This is a genomic window from Peristeroidobacter agariperforans, assembly GCF_004138335.1.
In the GTDB taxonomy this organism is placed as follows: Bacteria; Pseudomonadota; Gammaproteobacteria; order Steroidobacterales; family Steroidobacteraceae; genus Steroidobacter; species Steroidobacter agariperforans.
Map to the genome: position 1 here is coordinate 1,239,711 of NZ_RYFW01000002.1, position 16,932 is coordinate 1,256,642.

A 16,932-nucleotide genomic window follows, 5' to 3' on the forward strand; every position below is an offset into this window, starting at 1 on the left:
AGTTGGGGGCAATTCGATGTCGAAACGTTCGATGAGCGCGACGCTGGTCAGCGTCGCGCCGCTAAGCCTGATATGCGCCATGTCACTCGTGAGTGCGGGCGCGCAGGCGGCCGACTATGCACGCGCATCCTTCGGCAAGCTGGCCGACGGTCGAGCGGTCGAAGTGGTCACCTTGCGGAATGCCAAAGGCGTGAGAGCGGGGGTCATCAACTACGGCGCGGCGCTGCAATCGCTGGTGATGCCCGATCGTGACGGCAAGCTCGCCGATGTGACGTTGGGCCATTCCTCGCTCGACGGTTATCTGGCCAAGCCCAATTACTTCGGTGCGACCGTGGGTCGCTTCGCCAATCGCCTCGCCGACGGCAAGTTCACGCTGGACGGCAAGCAGTACCAGACGCCGCGCAACGATAACGGCAACGCGCTGCACGGTGGCGAGCGCGGCTTCGACAAAGTCCTGTGGGAAGTCGTGGATGTGAAGCGTGGCGACACGGCGTCGGTTCGTATGCGCTATGTCAGCAAGGATGGCGATCAAGGCTACCCGGGCACGCTGACCGTCTTCGCCACTTACTCGTTGAACGAAGCGAACGAGCTGCGCATCGAGTACACGGCGACGACCGATCGCCCGACGATTGCGAACATCACCAATCATGCTTATTGGAATCTGGCCGGCGAGGGCGCTGCGGTCGGAGCGATGGGACACATCCTCACCATTCCTGCGGAACACTACACGCCGGTGAATGAAAAGCTGATTCCGACCGGCGAATTGCAGCCGGTTGCGGACACGGTGTTCGACTTCCGTAAGCCGCAACCGATCGGCGCACGCGTGCGCGAAGCGCGCGATCCGCAGATCGTCTACGGCAAGGGTTACGATCACAACTTCATGATTGCCCGCGACGTGACCAATGAGCCGCGGCTGGTGGCGCGAGTGGAGGAACCCACCACCGGTCGTGGCTTCGAGCTGTTGTCGAATCAGCCGGCGCTGCAGTTCTACTCGGGCAACTTCCTGGATGGCACAGTGATCGGCAAGTCCGGCCGCCTGTATCGCCAGGGCGATGCGCTGGTGCTCGAGCCGCAGCTGCCGCCTGACGTGCCCAATCAGCCGAAACTCGGTTCGGCGCGACTCGAGCCAGGCGCGACTTATCGGAACGTCCTGGTCTATCGTTTGTTTGTCAACGGAGCGCGTGCGCACTGAAGCGCCCGCCGCCGCCCGTCATAGGAGAAACCGCATGAACAAAATTGTCTCCATCGCGCTCGTTGCCTTGATGCAACTGGCGCTGTTGGTCGCCGCTCCGGCCTTCGCGGCCGAGCGCTGGACCGAGCAGCAGGCCCATGAGTGGTACAACCGCCAGCCCTGGCTGGTCGGCGCCAACTACATTCCAGCCAATGCCATCAACCAGCTGGAGATGTGGCAGGCCGACACCTTCGACACGGCGACCATCGACAAGGAGCTGGGTTGGGCGAAGGCCATCGGCATGAACACCATGCGCGTCTATCTGCACAATCTGTTGTGGGAGCAGGACGCCAAGGGCTTCAAGCAGCGCATCGATGCATTCCTCACGATCGCCGCCAAGCATGGCATCAAGCCCATGTTCGTGCTGTTCGACAGCTGCTGGGATCCGGAGGTGAAGCTCGGTCCGCAGCGTCCGCCGATTCCCGGCGTGCACAACTCGGGTTGGGTGCAGGCTCCCGGCCGCGCACGCCTGGAAGATGTTTCTCAGTACCCGAAGCTGCGCGAGTACGTACAGGGCGTGGTAGGAGCCTTCGCGAAGGATGCTCGCATTCTGGCGTGGGACGTTTGGAACGAGCCCGATAACGACGGCGGCGGCAACTATCCGAAGCACGTCGGCAAGCAAAAGTATGTCGAAACCCTGCTGCCGCAAGTATTCGAGTGGGCGCGCTCGCAGAAGCCGACGCAGCCTCTCACCAGCGGCGTGTGGCATCACGATGACTGGTCGTCGCTCGACAAGCTTAACGCCATCGAGAAGATTCAGATCACGCAGTCCGATGTGATCTCCTTCCACGATTACAGCTGGCCGGAAATTTTCGAGCGTCGCGTGAAGCAGTTGCAGGGCTATGGGCGTCCTCTGCTGTGCACGGAATACATGGCGCGCGGCAACGGCTCGACGTTCGATAACTCGCTGCCGCTCGGCAAACGTCACAACGTGGCGATGTTCAACTGGGGCCTGGTCGACGGCAAGACGCAGACGCGCATGCCCTGGGATTCCTGGAAGAAGCCCTACACGGCGGAAGAGCCGACCATCTGGTTCCACGACGTGTTCCGCGCCGACGGCAAGCCGTATCGAGCAGCTGAAACGGAGCTGATCAAGCGCCTGACCAGTTCGCCGCGCGAGGCAGCCGGCACTCGGTAATCGATAGCGAATAACCGATATCCCCAAGGGACGAGCCACGGACGGTTTCGTCCCTTTCTTGTTTTGCTCAGCCGAATCGGACGTGAGACGTTTCCGAGTCAGGCGCAGTCAAAGCCTGTCCGGGCATGCCCGTCTCGCCGCCCGCTGACCAGACGAGCATTCTCGAAATAGTTTTCGGGAGGCGCGGTCATGGGCACGGTGGACGGCATCCTGCGATGGTCGACGGCGCTGGCGCTGAGCACGACATCGGCGGCCTATGCCCAGTCGACACCGGCACAGGGTGGCGAGATCGAGGAAGTGGTGGTCGTCGGTCTGCGCGCCAGCCTCGAGGCCGCAGCGGAGATCAAACAAAACTCCGATCTGGTGATGGACTCGATCGTTGCGGACGACATCGGCAAGTTCCCGGACAACACCACGGCAGCGGCTCTGCAGCGCGTGCCGGGCGTGCAAGTGACGGTCAACGACAACAACGAAATCGCGAATCCCATCATTCGTGGCATTCCAGACATTCTGACCACGCTCGATGGCCGTGAGATCTTCACCGGTGTCGGCCGCGCCTTTGCGTTTCAGGATCTGCCGGCCGAAGCGCTGGCCGGCGCGGATGTATTCAAGTCGAGCAACGCGAGTCTGATCGAAGGCGGCGTGGCCGGTGTCATCAACCTGCGGCTGCACAAGCCATTCGATTTCGAACAGGGCTGGAGCGGGGCGGTCAACACGCGCGGCATCTATGGCGACAATGTCGACAAGGTCAGCGGCACCATCGGCGGTCTGGTGAGCAATCGCTGGGCTGTCGGCGATGGCGAGATGGGTGCGCTGCTGAATGTTTCCTACTCGGATATCGATTTCGATCGTCCGATCTCTTTCAACTGCGATCCGCGCTCGGGCAGCAATGGTCCGGCGGGCGGCGCCGGCGCGATCCTGCCGACCTGCGTCGGCGGTTTGAATCAGTACGGCGACTATCAGCGTCCGCAGGTCAATGCGGCGTTCCAGTGGCAGCCCTCCGATGAGTTGGAGATCTACGCGGACGGCATCTACACCGAGTATGAGTCGCGCTGGGAGACGGATTTCATCTTCTCCGACATCTTCGCCGCCCAGAACATCACGAACCTGACGCCTACGGGGCGTTGCGACAGCTATCGTGTCAACGATGCAGGCTTCCAGGGCACGGAAGGCGATCCCCAAGCCGATCCGCCGGTGCCACCCGATCCCTTGCAGAGTCTCTGCGTCGGGCAGTCGGCGCGCTTCAACAACGTTCCAGGCTTGACCAGCACGCAGGCCAGGGACAGCGGCACCGACCAATATGTGATCGCCACCGGCGTGCGCTGGAACGCCGGCTCGTGGCATTTCGACGGCGACGTTTCCTACGAGCGCTCGCACACCGAGAACCGCATCATCATCGTGGACATCGGCAAGCAGGTGCCCACGGTCGACGTGACCGTCGACGACGACAAGCACGGCACGACCGACATGGCCGGCAACCCGCTCGGCGTCGCGGACGACTTCCGATTCGCCAACAGCTTGTTCCAGGATCTCAATGACGCGGTCGGCAAGCAGTTCGCGGTCGCGGCCAATGGCGCTTATGACCTGGATGGCTGGCTCGGTCAGATCCAGTTCGGATTGCGCTATGCCGACCGCGATTCGACGTTTCGGGCATTCTCCGGCGGGCCCGAAGCGCCCGGCGGCAATCGCACCACGCTGGTGAGCTCGGTCGACCTGCCGGGCAACTTCCTGGTGCGCTCGCCCTCGAGCATTTCCTATATCAACGGCGGTCAGCACTGGCTGACGCCGAATCGCAATTTCCTGCTCGATCAGACCGACACACTGCGCGCGTTGTATGGCGCGCCGGCCGGCGATCCGGATTGGAATCCGACGCGCAACTACGATGCGAACGAGCAGGCGTATGCCGGCTACTTACAAGGCAAGTATCAGTTCGAATTCGGCAACGGCTGGCAGCTCGATGGCTTGCTGGGCGGCCGCATGGTGCGCACGGATCGTGAGATAACAGGCACGGGCACGGTCACGCCGGCGCCGACGGCGGAGGATCCAGCTCCGGCGGCGGTGTTGACGCCCGTGACCACCGACACCAGCGACGACGACTTCCTGCCGAGCTTCAGCGCACGTTTGAGACTGTCGCCAGATCTGCAGTTCCGTTTCTCGGCGGCGCGCACGATGGCGCGGCCTGCATTCGAAGACCTCAATCCGGGCCTGACGTACGAGGTGCCGATCAACGCCAACATTCGCCCGAATGGTTTCGGCGGCAACCCGAACCTGAAGTCGCAGATGTCGGATGCGTACGATCTCACGGTCGAGTACTACTTCGCGCGCAGCAACTACGTGTCAGCGGCGTTGTACTACCGTGACATCAAAGATCGCATCGTCGACGCCATCAACCCCGAGACGATCGATGGCGTCACTTACAACATCACTCGTCCGCGCAACGTCGGCAGCGCCGAGTTGCAAGGCATCGAGCTGGCGGGGCAGATGTTCTTCGACTTCCTGCCGGGCTTCTGGAGCGGCTTCGGCGCGATGGCGAACTTCACGCTCGCCGATAGCGAGATCACGACCAGGGACGATGTGCTGGAAGGGGAGGAACTGCTGGGCGTGTCCAAGTACAGCTACAACCTGGGCTTGCTGTATGAACAGTCGGGCGTCACGGGCCGGCTGATCTACACGCACCGTTCGGACTACACGGAGACATTGCTCGGCGGATTGCTCGCGCCGGTCGGCGCTGGTGCGCAGTTCAACGGAGTGCGTGATAACGGCCGGCTGGACTTCTCGCTGGGTTATGACTTCACGGACTACCTGACCGTGAGCATCGACGGCACGAATCTCACGCAGGCCAGGTACTACAGCTACTTCGGCAACGAATCGTTCCCGCACGACGTGCGCGACGACGAGCGTACGTTCGGCGTGAGCCTGCGCGCCAGATTCTGATCAGCGTCGTTTGGCGGCTGCTTTGCCGGATTTCTCCGGCTCGGCCGCATCGATCAGGTCGAGCACATCGCTGACAAGCTTCTTCATCGCCGCGCGAGCCTTCTCCGGCTGGCGCTTCACGATCGCGTGCGCGACCGCGGCGTGATCCGGAATGCTCGCCGAATGGCCCTTGAGGCGGTTCGTGAATTGGATCGAGCTGCGCAGGGCCGTGGCGACCACGTCCTGAAACTGCGCGAAGAAAGGATTCTTCGAACCCTTCAACACCGCTACGTGAAATGCGATGTCGGCTTCGAGAATCTGCTCGCCGCCGGTTTCCGCCGCCTTCATCCGCTCCAGGCCGGCATTGATCGCAGCCAACTCGTTGTCATCGGCGAGCAGCGCTGCGAGCGCCGCCGCTTCGGGCTCGATGGCGCTGCGCAGTTGGTTGAATTGTCTGAGTAGATCGAGCGAGAACTTCCGGTTCAATAGCCAGCGCAGCACGTCGGTGTCGAACAGATTCCACGACGAGCGCGGCTGCACGATCGTTCCCTGGCGCGGCCGGGCGCTGACCAGGCCCTTGGCGGTCAGCATCTTGACCGCCTCGCGCGTCACCGAACGGCTGACGCCGTGTTGTTTGGCCAGCTCCGCCTCGGTGGGAAAAGCGCCGTTGTCGTATTGGCCAGTGACGATCGCACGGCCGAGTGCGTCGAGCAGGCCATGGGTCAGATTCCGGCCAAGGTTGAGCCGCAGCTCCGCGGGAGTTGTCTCGATCACGGCGATGACTTGAATGTCCTATTCGTCATATAAATGGACATTACCATTCAGCGGCGCTCCCTGCCAGGACGTCTCGTCAAAACGCGCGCGGCGTTCGGCCGGAGCCGAGCTTGCGATCGGCTCAGCCCCGGCTCCCTGCAATTCTCGAGACTACCGGTGCCGCATGCCTCGTCCGGAGCCGCCGCTCTTGCGCTGCCGGGCTGCCACATTTGCTTCCGGAGCATCGCCTTCGGGCTCGCCATTGGAGTAGGTCGGACCCTTGCGATTCTGTCCCGGCGCGGGCTTGCCCTCGAGCGGCGGCAGCGCCTTCGCCTTTTCCAGATCGATTCCGGCGCCCTGCGCGACGCGGGTGCCGTAATCGGGGTCGCAGTGCCAGAAGTGCCAGACCATGCGCAGCTGGATCTGCTCCGGGCATTGCTTCAGATCGGTCGCCAGATTGTCGATCAGATCGTCGCGCTCCCAAGCTTCGAACGTGCGATAGCGCTCGCCGGCTTGTTTGTAATCGTCGGACGTGCGGGTGGTCTGATAGCGGCCCAGATGGCCTTCGACGTACTGGTGATAGTCCGGGCCGGAGCGTGGCGATTCCCGCAATCCGCCGATGTTGCTCGGCTCGTAATTGACGTGCGGATTCTCGCCGCCGTCATCGACGAAATAAGCCATCTGCCCGTCGCGCTGATTGGTTGCCGGCGGCTGCGCCGGTGCGTTCACCGGCAGTTGCAGGTAGTTCGGGCCGACCCGATAGCGCTGCGTGTCCGAATACGAAAGGGTGCGACCTTGCAGCATCTTGTCGTCCGAGAAATCGATGCCGTCGACCAGTACGCCGGTGCCGAACGCGGACTGCTCGGTCTCCGCGAACACGTTGGCCGGATTCTTGTCGAGCACCAGCCGGCCGACCGGCAGCAGCGGAAACTTGTCTTCGGGCCAGCGCTTGGTGTCGTCGAGCGGATCGAAGTCCAGCTCCGGATGTTCGCCATCCGCCATGATCTGCACGCACATCTCCCATTCGGGATAGTCGCGCCGCTCGATGGCGTCATAGAGGTCGTGCGTGGCATGGCCCACGTCGCGCGCCTGTATCTCGGCGGCCTGTTTGCTGGTGAGATTCTTCACCCCCAGCTTCGGCTCGAAAGAGAACTTGCACAGCACCGCCTGGCCGCGCTCGTCGACCAGTTTGTATGTATTCACGCTCGAGCCTTCCATGTGGCGATAGTCCGCGGGAATGCCCCACGGGCTCTTCACCCACGTCACCATGTGCAACGCTTCCGGATGCAACGAGACGAAGTCGTAGAAGCGCCATGGCTCCTGCCGGTTCGACACCGGGTCGGGCTTGAACGCGTGAATCATGTCCGGGAACTTGATGGCGTCGCGGATGAAAAAGATCTTCAGGTTGTTGCCGACCAGGTCCCAATTGCCGTCGACGGTCTTGAACTTGATGGCGAAGCCCCGCGGATCGCGCGCCGTCTCCGGGGATTCCTTGCCGCCGATGACGGTAGAGAAGCGAATGAACACCGGGGTCTTGACGCCGGCCTGGGTCAGCACCTTCGCACGCGTGTACTTGGTCGCCGCATCCTTGCCTATTTTTCCGTACGCCTCGAAATATCCATGAGCGCCGGTGCCACGCGCATGTACGACGCGCTCGGGGATGCGTTCGCGATCGAAGTGCGTGATCTTCTCGATGAATGGATAATTCTCGAGCGTCGCCGGTCCGCGTTCGCCCACGGAACGCAGGCTCTGGTTGTCGGTGACTGGATGACCCTGGCGAGTGGTCAGAGTGCGATGCTGCTCGGTCATAGGAGGCTCCTTTCGATCGGCGTGCGCGAACCGGACCGCAGACAATACTTGCCTGCAGAGCACTGTTCCTCAGCCCCTATCCGTAATGGCCGGAGCCTTCGACAGTGCGGTATCCTCAAGCGCTAGCGGGGGACTACGTGAGTCAGGACAAACGATCGGCGTCGCCGGATGACGAAGACGAACAGCGCGAGTACAGCTCGCCGGCGTGCTATCTGCACGAGTTCGAGACATATAACCGGGTCGACTCGGCCTCGCGAATCATTCATGCGTCGCCGGAAAGAATTTATCGTGCGCACATGGATCCGCGTGAGCTCATTGCCTGGTTGCCGCCCGAGGGCATGACCGGCCGCGTCGATCGATTCGAGCCCCGCGTAGGCGGCACTTATCGAATGGTGCTCACGTACGACCAACCGTCAGCTGCAGCCAAGACGACGGAGAACTCCGATTCGGTGCAGGGTCGGTTCGTCGAGCTGGTGCCCGACCGGCTGATTGCGCAGCAGGTCACATTCGATTCCGACGATCCGGCGTTCGCGGGTGAGATGAAGATCACATGGACCTTCATGCCGGCGCCGGAAGGCACGCGAGTGGAGGTTCGTTGCGAGAACGTGCCCAAGGGCATCAGCCCGGAGGATCACGCCGCGGGTCTGGCGTCATCGCTGGCAAACCTGGCGAAGTTTTGCGAATGAGTCGTACGTAGCTGTCGACAGGGCAGGGCGCGTGGCCCATGCTCGCGACGATGGCAACCAGAGTCTTCGCCGTGTCGGATATTCACGTCGACTTCGACGTCAATCTCCAATGGGTGCGGCAGCTGTCGCGGGCGGACTATCGCGACGACATCCTGATCCTGGCGGGCGACGTAACTCATAAGCCCGTCGAACTGGGCAGTTGCCTGAACGAGCTCGCGACCCGTTTCGCCAAAGTGCTGTTCGTGCCGGGGAACCACGACGTGTGGGTATTGGGCGAGGCGCCGGAGCAAACCTCGCTGCAAAAGTTCGCCGACGTGGTGGCGCTGGCGGAACGCAGCGGCGCTTCGGTGCAGCCTTATCGGCGTGGCGACGTGCTGATCGCGCCGATGCTGAGCTGGTACGATTATTCCTTCGGTGAGCCCAGCGCCGAGTTGTACCACCTGTGGATGGACTTCCACGCTTGCCGGTGGCCGGCAGACTTCAAGCCTCAGGACGTGGCCACCTATTTCATGGATCGGAACCAGCGAAATTCAACCCAGGGCGCGGGCAAGGTCATCACGTTTTCTCATTTCCTGCCGCGCATCGACCTGATACCGGCGCAGGTTTCGAGCCGGCACCGCCTGCTCGATCCCGTGCTCGGCAGCTCGCGGCTGGACCGGCAGATCCGACAGCTGGGGTCGAGTATGCACGTGTATGGCCACAGCCATATCAATCGCCGCATCGACATCGATGGTGTAACGTACATCAACAATGCCCTGGGATATCCTGGCGAGGAGCGCATCGCCAAACGCGAGCTCCTCTGCATCGACGAGCTATGACACCATTACGCCGTGACAGCCTGGTCGCCAGCCCGCGCCATATCGATGTGTGGCTGGCCTATTACCACGAGATTGCCGATCCTGAGCTTCACAAGAACTATCGCGCGCTGCTGACCGAAGAGGAGCGCGGCAAGGAATTTCGTTTCTATTTTCCCGACGACCAGCGGCGCTATCTGGTGACTCGCGCGCTGGTGCGAACCGTGCTGTCGCGCTATCTGCACGTCCAGCCCACCGATTGGCGCTTCGCGAATAATCGCTACGGCCGGCCGGAGATCGCGAATCTCAGCCGCGAGGAGTGCGGCCTGTGCTTCAACATTTCGCACACTCGCGGATTGATTGCCCTGGGCGTCACCCAAGGCCGCGAGCTCGGCATCGACGTGGAGAACCTGCGAACTCGCGAGGTTTCGCTCGGCATCGCCGATCGCTTTTTCGCCAAGTCCGAAGTGGACGAGCTTGCGACCGTGCCGGAGGAGCGACAACAGGATCGCTTCTTCGAGTACTGGACGTTCAAGGAGTCCTATATCAAGGCGCGCGGCATGGGGTTGTCGATTCCGCTCGGGCAGTTCAGCTTTCACTATCCGCACGAGCGTGCGGTGAATCTGGCGGTTGATCCGTCGTTGGGAGACGACGCGAGCCGGTGGAGCTTCTGGCAGTACCGGCCGACGGACGAATATCTGATGGCGGTGTGCGCGGAGCGCCGCGGCGAAGGCGCTCCGTCGATTGCGTTGAGGAAGGTTGTGCCGTTGGTGGCGGAGGAGGGGGTGGAGGCGGAGGTGCTGAAGAGGTCGGAAGGGGGCGGCTGACAAGCGCTAGTGCGCGATCTTTCCGAACACCTCTACCAACCCGATGACCGCCGGGCCGATAACAACTAGGAAAAATGACGGGAACAGGAACAGCACCAGCGGGAAAACCATCTTTGTGCCGATCTTAGCTGCTTGTTCCTCGGCAGCCTGAGTACGTTTATCGCGGAACTCTTCCGAGTAAACACGCAGGGCATCGGCGATGCTCGTGCCAAAGCGCATCGTCTGCACCAGCAATGCAGTCATCCCGCGAATATCATCCAATCCGGTTCGCTCTGACAGATTCTTGAGAGCCGTGCCGCGCTCGACGCCGGCGCGCATCTCCGCGTTTACCAGCGCGAGCTCATCTCCGAGCGCAGGATGGCTCACCGCGAGCTCATCGGCGACTCGTGCCAAGGCGGGCGCCAGGCCCAGGCCGGATTCAACGCACACGACCAGAAGATCGAGAGCGTCTGGGAATCCGGCGCGCAACGCTCGCTGCCGCTTCGCGACTTGTCGGTCGAGCCACGCAGAGCAAACGATCCAGCCGAGGTAACCTGCACCGCCTGCCATCAACATCAGCTGGTTGGTGGAGATCTTTGGAAACAACGGTGACGCGAGCAGCACGGTCAGGGGCAGAATCGTTATCGCCAACGCTTTCGTGCCGTAATACAGTGTGCGGGCGTTTGCCGAGCGATAGCCGGCATGGACGAGCAAGCGCTCGACCCGTTTGCGTTCGCGATCGGAGCGAGGCGTAACCAGTGCGGCGAAGCTGCTCATATTCGCAGCCATGCTTGTTGCCACCGACGGACGCTCACCATCCGCTGAGCCCAGCTGTCCCAGACGGCGCCGCACCGGATCGAGCAGTCCCACGACGAACGCGGAAACCCCCATGGTGAGCGCGAATGCGGCAGCGGCGGCTAGCGCTATGAGCAGTATCCCGGCCCCGCCGTTATCGCCGAGGAAGTCCTGCAAGGAAATCAATACTGCGTCCACAGGAGCTCCTAGATGTCGAGACGGACCAGGCGCCGAATCCAAAGGATCCCGATCGATCCCATGACTACCGCGCAGGAGATCATCGTCGGCCCTTTGGGGTGGTCGATCAGTCGGGCGATATAGTCGGGATGTAACATCCAGAGGACCCCGAACAGGACGATCGGAGTCATCGACAAGATCCAGCCCGACAGCCGTCCTTCCGCGGAGAGGGTCTTGACACGCCGTTGGAAGCGAAAGCGGCCGCGGATCACGCCGCTGATCTTCGCGAGATTTTCGGCGAGATTGCCGCCGGACTCACGCTGCACGATTACGGCCGTGATCAATGCAGTCACGGAGACACTGGGCACTCGCTGCAACATTCCAAATAATGCGCGTCGGGGATCGTTGCCGTAGCTGAGATCGGCGAAGGTAAGCTCGAATTCGCGCGAAATGGGCTCTTCCATGTCTTCGGCGACCAGTTTCAGGCAGTGGCCGAACGGATGACCTGCCTTGAGCGCACGCTGAATCATGTCGATCGCATCCGGCATCTGCTCTTCGAAGCGCGCGAAGCGCTGTGTACGTTGACGGAGGACTATGACGAAGGGAGCGGCCAGCCCGATGAGTCCGCTCGAGAGCGCCACGAGCCACCACCGCGACAGGACCCAGCCACCGAGCATGCCGCCGATGCACAAACATATCGCGAGCAGAACTATGCGGTAGGCGCTGGTCTCGCGCCCGGCCTGCTCCAGAATGCGGGCCAGCCGCTCCATGCCGGGCATGGATTCCAGCATCCGTTCGAAGGGCGACAGCTCGCGCAGATACTTCTCCCGGAGCAGAGACGTGAACTCCGGTCCTCCCGAAGCATCGGCCAGCCGTTGCAGCCGCTCGTGGATGCGCTTGCTCATTTTGCGAGAGTCGCTGAAGACCGGAACCACCGTGCCCTGCAAGAGCAACACCACGGTGAAGAACACCAGCAAAACGAACAGCCATATGCCGTTGGACATGACTTATCTCCGCGTGAACTGAGCGCCGGCGCCGTCGGCCCGGAACACGTCGATCGGCAGCTCGATGCCACGGGCGTGCACTTCTCGCAGGAACGCCGGCACGATGCCCGTCGGCTTGAGCTCGCCGAGCACGTTCCCTTTGGCATCGACGCCGCGCCGCTCGAAGGCGAACAGCTCCGTCGAGGTGATGATGTCGCCTTCCATGCCGTTGATCTCCTGCAGGCTGACGACGCGCCGCCGGCCGTCTTCCATGCGTTCGACCTGAATGACGATGTCGATCGCCGATGCGATCTGGGAACGCAGCGCCTTGGTGGGAAAGCTGATGCCAGTCAGCGACACCATATTCTCAATTCGTCCAAGAGCATCGCGCGGTGTATTGGCGTGAATGGTCGTCAATGACCCATCGTGGCCCGTGTTCATCGCCTGCAGCATGTCCAGCGCTTCGCCGCCACGAACTTCGCCCAGCACGATGCGATCCGGTCGCATGCGCAAGCTGTTTCGTACCAGGTCACGCTGGGTGACGGCACCGCGGCCCTCGATGTTCGGCGGGCGTGTTTCCAATCGCACGACGTGCGGCTGTTGTAATTGTAATTCCGCCGAGTCTTCGATCGTGACGATGCGATCGGTGTCGGGAATGAAACCGGACATCAGGTTGAGCAACGTGGTCTTGCCCGCGCCCGTGCCACCGGAAACCACCACATTCAAGCGTGTCTTCACGATCGCATTCATCACTTGCGCGATCGCCGGCGTGAGGCTGCCGAGTTGAATCAGATCGTCGATGGTGAGCAGCTCGACCGCGAAACGTCGGATCGAGAGCGTGGGCCCATCGATGGCCAGGGGTGGAATGATTGCGTTGACGCGCGAGCCGTCCTTCAGTCGTGCGTCCACCATCGGCGACGATTCGTCAATGCGGCGGCCGACCGCCGATACGATGCGATCGATGATGTTCAGCAAGTGAGCGTCGTTCGTGAACATGATGTTGGTGAGCTCGAGCTTGCCGCGTCGCTCGACATAGACCTGGCGGGCGCCGTTGACCAGGATGTCCGAGACGGTTTTGTCGGCGAGCAGCGGCTCGAGCGGACCGAGCCCGAGCACTTCATCCTCGATGCGACGGACGATGCGTTGGCGCGAAGCGATGCTGAGCGGTGCGCGCTCTTCGGCGATGAGGTTCTCGCAGACCTCGCGAATCTGCCGGCGCGCGTCCTTGTCTTCCATGCCGCCCAGCAGCGACAGATCGAGCACTTTGAGCAGGCGCTGATAGATGGTCTCCTTCCACTCCCGCTCGGCGGGCGACAGCGGTCGCATGCGGTCATCAGTCTCGCCGGGCTCGCCCGATGCGATGGAGTGTCTGGCAGCCAGACTGAGGTCTGCGCTCATCGTGATCTCCCGGGAATCAAACTGGAAAAGGTGCGCGCGATAATGCCGGAGCGCCGCTGGACGGAGGTGCCGCCGAGGCGCGTCTCCAAAGTCATCACCGCGCGCGTGATCGATGCGGATGCGGCGTAGTCGAGCAGGGCAGTGCCGCTATTGATGCATTCAGAAACGGTTTTGTAATCGTTGGGTACGAGCGTGGGCGCGTTGCATGCTAGCGCCTTCTGGATGTCGTCGACGCCGATCTCCGAGCTCTTGTCGTGACGATTAATGACGACACACAGCTGATCCTTGGCGACGCCGACATCCGAGCGCAGCCATTGAATCAGTCGTGTCGCGTCGCGCACAGCGGTAACGGATTGCTGAAGAACGATGACGATTTGATTCGTTCGCTGCATTACGGCCGTCGTGACCTCATCCACGCAGCGGGGCATGTCAAGCACCACGTGCTCATGAGTGCGCAGCGTGACGTCCAGCAGTTGACCGACCGCGCCGGCTGAGATCGCGCCCGGCGCGAGCGGCTCATCGGCGGCGTGGCTCAGAACGTTGAGCCCTGACGCGTGCTTTGCGAAGTAGCCGTCGAGCGCCACTTCATCGAGCTGGCTCAGGTTGTCCAGCGCCTGCGCGATGCCGCGTTTGGGATAAAGATCCAGATAGAGTGGGGCGGCGCCGAACTGCAAGTCGAGGTCGAGCAATGCCACTCGTTGCTTCGATTTCGCGGCGAGCACGTGTGCGACGTTGCATGCGAGCAGGGTCGCGCCACAGCCGCCCTTGGCATTCATGAATACCGAGATCCGCGCAGCGGTCACCGGAGCCGGGCGGCGGCGCTCGTCCTGAGTGCGTTGCAGCGCTTGCAACAGATCGGCGGGGTTGAGGGGGTCGGGAATGAGATCGCGAGCGCCGGCCTGCATCGCCAAGCGCATCACGTTCATCTCGTTCGCTGCGCCGACCACGATAAGCGCGGGCCTGCGGTCTGGCGAACGCGCGGCAATCGCTTCCAACTCCTCACGCCACAAATGGCTTAAATGCAGGATGACGACATCCGGCAGCGAATCCACGCCATGCAACGGATCGACGTGCCCGTTGCTGTTTAGCTGTCGCGATGGATTGAAATCCGCGGCCGCCAGGATTTGCTCGAGATGATCGAGCATGTCCTTGCGGCGCGCGACGAGCAGGATATGACGAGGGTGCGTCATGCGGGTACTACCGTGCAGGGAAGGAAAGCCTGTTGCGTCGGCGAATACCCGAGGCTCTCGATGGGCAGCGTCGCGGTGAAAGCCGGCATCAGAAATTCGGGCATGACGAATGGAATCAGCAACTGTACCGAGTAGTCGACGATCTGCACCCGGACGTAGCGGATGGCGGCATAACTCCCCACCGGATTCGCTAGCGGGGCGCCTGCCTGATCCAGATAGGAGACCACGACATTGTCGGTCGTCAGGCCCGGAGCGATGAGGCTGGAGCCGTTCGCAGTGGCGAAGATCGCGACTCGCGCTGGCCCTGAATCACCGACCGGACAGATCGCAGCCACTCGGGCGCCACGGCGCGTACTCTCGGCAAGCGCATTGGCCATGAACAGCGCCCGGCCGAACTCGATTACGCCGAACATCACCATGAACAGCACGGCGGCGACGATGGCGAACTCGACACAGGTGACACCTTGCTGATGACGGCGCATGACTACCTCATGATGACGGCGGCGGACAGCGTCATGGAGAGATCGATCCCGTCCCCAAGGCCGAACGTCGGCAGCGTCGCGCCGAGCATCGGTTCGTAAACGTATGTGGCGGCGACCGATATGAAGCCGTTGCCGTTGTTGGACACGATGACGGCGCCCGGATCCATTCCCTCCAGCAGCGGCCCGCCAGTGCCAGCCGTGTTACCGGTCATTACCAGATTCACCGTCGCGGTGCGCATCTCGTTCGTTATATTCACGACTCGGGTACTGTTGGTTGCAGCGGCAGCAGCATAGCGCGCGCCATCTCGAACGGCTTTGACGAGTGTGTTGTATTGAAACAGCACGCGGCCAATCTCGGCGGTTGCAAACATCAGCAGGAACAGAATCGGCGCGCAGATCGCAAACTCGACGGTTGCGATCCCTCGTTGCCCGTGCGCTCCTGAAGAGAGAGTGTGCATGTGAGTCATGCCTTCATGAATCGTTACTGGCTGGGTCGTCGTACAGCTGAATGATCTGCGGTCCGAAGCTGGTGACCGGATTGGGCCCCGGCGTGCCGTTGACGGAGCAGTCGTCGACGAACTGCCCGAACACGTTCGAAACCGTGCCGCCCATTTGGACCGGCTGCAGCAGAAAGAAACAGGCGAAGCCCAGCAACGGCACCGATCCAGCGCCTCCGACGGTACCGGAACAGTCGCCGACGGGAACCGCGAGAACGCGGCGTCCGAACGCGCCGGTGCCGCCGTCCGTGATAGGCGGATAATCGTAGTCTTCGTTATTCAGTTGCTCTTCATAGTCTCGATAGTCGAACAGCCGATCGCGGATATTCTCGGGCGTGATTCGATCGCCGCCCTGATAGACGTCGTAACCCTGGGTGAGATCGCGCTCATCGCGGGGCCTCGCGGTCACTTCCGGCGACTGGCCTTCCACGATCACATCGGGAGGATATTCCGTCGCGTTCACCGGTCCCTGATATCGGCCGAAGCGCGTGTTCAAGCCTTGCGCCACCGGGCCGACCAGGCCACCGGGTTGGGTTTCTATCGTCGTGCCGCCGGCGAGGCAGGCGCTGTAGCTGCCCGCCATGTTTTGAAGAACGACGCTGCCGCCGGGTGCGCCGAGCCGAATCAATTGAAAGTTGCCGGGCCCGACTGTGGATTGACCGCCAGGCGTCGCATTCTTGAGGACCACTGCCTCGTTGTTCTCGTAGCCCCACATCCCCGGTCCACCGGGAGAACCGCACACCATCATGGGCGCCAGGTTACAAACGGTGCTGCCGGCATTCAGTGTGCGGGGGCCGGCAACAGCGGTCGCGGACACCGTTTTCTCGAAAATGCCGCCAACACTCACCAACCATGCGGGCATAACAAAGCCGGTTGCACGCACGCGAACGTAAGGACCGTTCGGCGCACCAGCAGCGAATGGAGGCAGCGTCGCGGAGAATTCCACGGCGACGTCCAGGTCACCGTCGCCGCTGCCATAAGAGATCTCCAGCTCTCGATTGCCTGCGGTCTCTGCATTGCGAGTGAATGCGTCGAACGCTTCTGCCTCGGCCGCGATGATGTTCCCTTCAGTGGCGGTGAGCGTTTTTGCGGCGGCGAGCGCCGCCGCGTCCACTGCGTTTTGCAAACGCGTCTTGTTGAGAAACGCATGTCCCATGTCGAGGGCCAATCCCGCCGTCAGGATCAGTGCGCTCATTGCAATTGCAATCAGGACGGCAACGACGCCGCGTTGAGCATGGGGTGATTCGTGCAACGGCATGGCAAGCTCCTCAGCGCGGGTT

Annotated in this window: 15 protein-coding genes; 6 read left to right on the forward strand and 9 right to left on the reverse strand. The window is 62.1% G+C overall.

All coding sequences use genetic code 11. The features are described 5' to 3' along the window. Positions 1 to 16: 16 nt before the first annotated feature. The 3 genes from EK373_RS19235 (at position 17) to EK373_RS19245 (ending at position 5,303) form a co-directional block, all read left to right on the forward strand. Positions 17 to 1,192: an aldose epimerase family protein gene (locus EK373_RS19235; protein ID WP_129645326.1), complete on the forward strand. Its 1,176-nt coding sequence runs from the start codon at positions 17 to 19 to the stop codon at positions 1,190 to 1,192. A gap of 34 nt (positions 1,193 to 1,226) precedes the next feature. Next, a complete protein-coding gene (locus EK373_RS19240; RefSeq protein ID WP_129645327.1) occupies positions 1,227 to 2,369 on the forward strand; it encodes an endo-1,4-beta-xylanase in 1,143 nt (380 codons plus the stop codon). Between the two features lie 189 nt (positions 2,370 to 2,558). Next, complete coding sequence (locus EK373_RS19245) at positions 2,559 to 5,303, forward strand: TonB-dependent receptor (RefSeq protein ID WP_129645328.1); 2,745 nt, start codon at positions 2,559 to 2,561, stop codon at positions 5,301 to 5,303. Here the strand turns inward: EK373_RS19245 and EK373_RS19250 are convergent, their stop codons facing one another. Beyond that, the gene (locus tag EK373_RS19250) at positions 5,304 to 6,053 is read right to left on the reverse strand and encodes a FadR/GntR family transcriptional regulator (protein ID WP_129645956.1); all 750 of its coding nucleotides are present in this window, start codon (positions 6,051 to 6,053) and stop codon (positions 5,304 to 5,306) included. A gap of 153 nt (positions 6,054 to 6,206) precedes the next feature. After that, on the reverse strand, positions 6,207 to 7,844 hold the full coding sequence (locus tag EK373_RS19255) for a catalase (protein WP_129645329.1): 1,638 nt from the start codon (positions 7,842 to 7,844) through the stop codon (positions 6,207 to 6,209). Positions 7,845 to 7,981: 137 nt separating this feature from the next. Here EK373_RS19255 and EK373_RS19260 point away from each other — a divergent pair, with 137 nt between their 5' ends. Genes EK373_RS19260 through EK373_RS19270 form a run of 3 tightly spaced genes read left to right on the forward strand, consistent with a single transcriptional unit; the run spans position 7,982 to position 10,151 of the window. Then, positions 7,982 to 8,530: an SRPBCC family protein gene (locus EK373_RS19260; RefSeq protein ID WP_232831158.1), complete on the forward strand. Its 549-nt coding sequence runs from the start codon at positions 7,982 to 7,984 to the stop codon at positions 8,528 to 8,530. 50 nt (positions 8,531 to 8,580) lie between these two features. Next, the gene (locus EK373_RS19265) at positions 8,581 to 9,348 is read left to right on the forward strand and encodes a metallophosphoesterase (RefSeq protein WP_129645330.1); all 768 of its coding nucleotides are present in this window, start codon (positions 8,581 to 8,583) and stop codon (positions 9,346 to 9,348) included. Further along, positions 9,345 to 10,151, forward strand: a complete 807-nt coding sequence (locus tag EK373_RS19270) for a 4'-phosphopantetheinyl transferase family protein (RefSeq protein ID WP_129645331.1) — start codon at positions 9,345 to 9,347, stop codon at positions 10,149 to 10,151. Before EK373_RS19265 ends, EK373_RS19270 begins: the two co-directional genes overlap by 4 nt. A 6-nt stretch (positions 10,152 to 10,157) precedes the next feature. On the opposite strand, the gene EK373_RS19275 is transcribed toward EK373_RS19270, so the two are convergent. From EK373_RS19275 to EK373_RS19305, 7 genes are all read right to left on the reverse strand, one after another. Then, the gene (locus EK373_RS19275; RefSeq protein ID WP_157994430.1) at positions 10,158 to 10,844 is read right to left on the reverse strand and encodes a type II secretion system F family protein; all 687 of its coding nucleotides are present in this window, start codon (positions 10,842 to 10,844) and stop codon (positions 10,158 to 10,160) included. 287 nt (positions 10,845 to 11,131) lie between these two features. Then, positions 11,132 to 12,106: a type II secretion system F family protein gene (locus EK373_RS19280; RefSeq protein WP_129645333.1), complete on the reverse strand. Its 975-nt coding sequence runs from the start codon at positions 12,104 to 12,106 to the stop codon at positions 11,132 to 11,134. Between the two features lie 3 nt (positions 12,107 to 12,109). Further along, positions 12,110 to 13,411 carry a CpaF family protein gene (locus tag EK373_RS19285; protein WP_407676207.1) on the reverse strand — a complete coding sequence of 434 codons (1,302 nt, stop codon included), beginning with the start codon at positions 13,409 to 13,411 and terminating at the stop codon, positions 12,110 to 12,112. 68 nt (positions 13,412 to 13,479) lie between these two features. Further along, complete coding sequence (locus EK373_RS19290; RefSeq protein ID WP_129645335.1) at positions 13,480 to 14,673, reverse strand: AAA family ATPase; 1,194 nt, start codon at positions 14,671 to 14,673, stop codon at positions 13,480 to 13,482. Further along, positions 14,670 to 15,155 carry a TadE/TadG family type IV pilus assembly protein gene (locus EK373_RS19295; protein WP_129645336.1) on the reverse strand — a complete coding sequence of 162 codons (486 nt, stop codon included), beginning with the start codon at positions 15,153 to 15,155 and terminating at the stop codon, positions 14,670 to 14,672. The genes EK373_RS19290 and EK373_RS19295 overlap by 4 nt, the downstream gene beginning before the upstream one ends. 2 nt (positions 15,156 to 15,157) lie before the next feature. After that, complete coding sequence (locus EK373_RS19300) at positions 15,158 to 15,613, reverse strand: TadE/TadG family type IV pilus assembly protein (protein ID WP_157994431.1); 456 nt, start codon at positions 15,611 to 15,613, stop codon at positions 15,158 to 15,160. A gap of 13 nt (positions 15,614 to 15,626) precedes the next feature. Next, the gene (locus EK373_RS19305; protein ID WP_129645338.1) at positions 15,627 to 16,910 is read right to left on the reverse strand and encodes a TadE/TadG family type IV pilus assembly protein; all 1,284 of its coding nucleotides are present in this window, start codon (positions 16,908 to 16,910) and stop codon (positions 15,627 to 15,629) included. Positions 16,911 to 16,932: the final 22 nt, after the last annotated feature.

Excerpts from the sequence above, each read along its gene's own strand:
- EK373_RS19235 (WP_129645326.1), top strand. The coding sequence starts at position 17 with ATGTCGAAACGTTCGATGAGCGCGACGCTGGTCAGCGTCGCGCCGCTA.
- EK373_RS19240 (WP_129645327.1), top strand. The coding sequence starts at position 1,227 with ATGAACAAAATTGTCTCCATCGCGCTCGTTGCCTTGATGCAACTGGCG.
- EK373_RS19245 (WP_129645328.1), top strand. The coding sequence starts at position 2,559 with ATGGGCACGGTGGACGGCATCCTGCGATGGTCGACGGCGCTGGCGCTG.
- EK373_RS19255 (WP_129645329.1), bottom strand. The coding sequence starts at position 7,844 with ATGACCGAGCAGCATCGCACTCTGACCACTCGCCAGGGTCATCCAGTC.
- EK373_RS19265 (WP_129645330.1), top strand. The coding sequence starts at position 8,581 with ATGGCAACCAGAGTCTTCGCCGTGTCGGATATTCACGTCGACTTCGAC.
- EK373_RS19270 (WP_129645331.1), top strand. The coding sequence starts at position 9,345 with ATGACACCATTACGCCGTGACAGCCTGGTCGCCAGCCCGCGCCATATC.
- EK373_RS19280 (WP_129645333.1), bottom strand. The coding sequence starts at position 12,106 with ATGTCCAACGGCATATGGCTGTTCGTTTTGCTGGTGTTCTTCACCGTG.
- EK373_RS19285 (WP_407676207.1), bottom strand. The coding sequence starts at position 13,411 with ATGCGACCGCTGTCGCCCGCCGAGCGGGAGTGGAAGGAGACCATCTAT.
- EK373_RS19290 (WP_129645335.1), bottom strand. The coding sequence starts at position 14,673 with ATGACGCACCCTCGTCATATCCTGCTCGTCGCGCGCCGCAAGGACATG.
- EK373_RS19295 (WP_129645336.1), bottom strand. The coding sequence starts at position 15,155 with ATGCGCCGTCATCAGCAAGGTGTCACCTGTGTCGAGTTCGCCATCGTC.
- EK373_RS19300 (WP_157994431.1), bottom strand. The coding sequence starts at position 15,613 with ATGCACACTCTCTCTTCAGGAGCGCACGGGCAACGAGGGATCGCAACC.
- EK373_RS19305 (WP_129645338.1), bottom strand. The coding sequence starts at position 16,910 with ATGCCGTTGCACGAATCACCCCATGCTCAACGCGGCGTCGTTGCCGTC.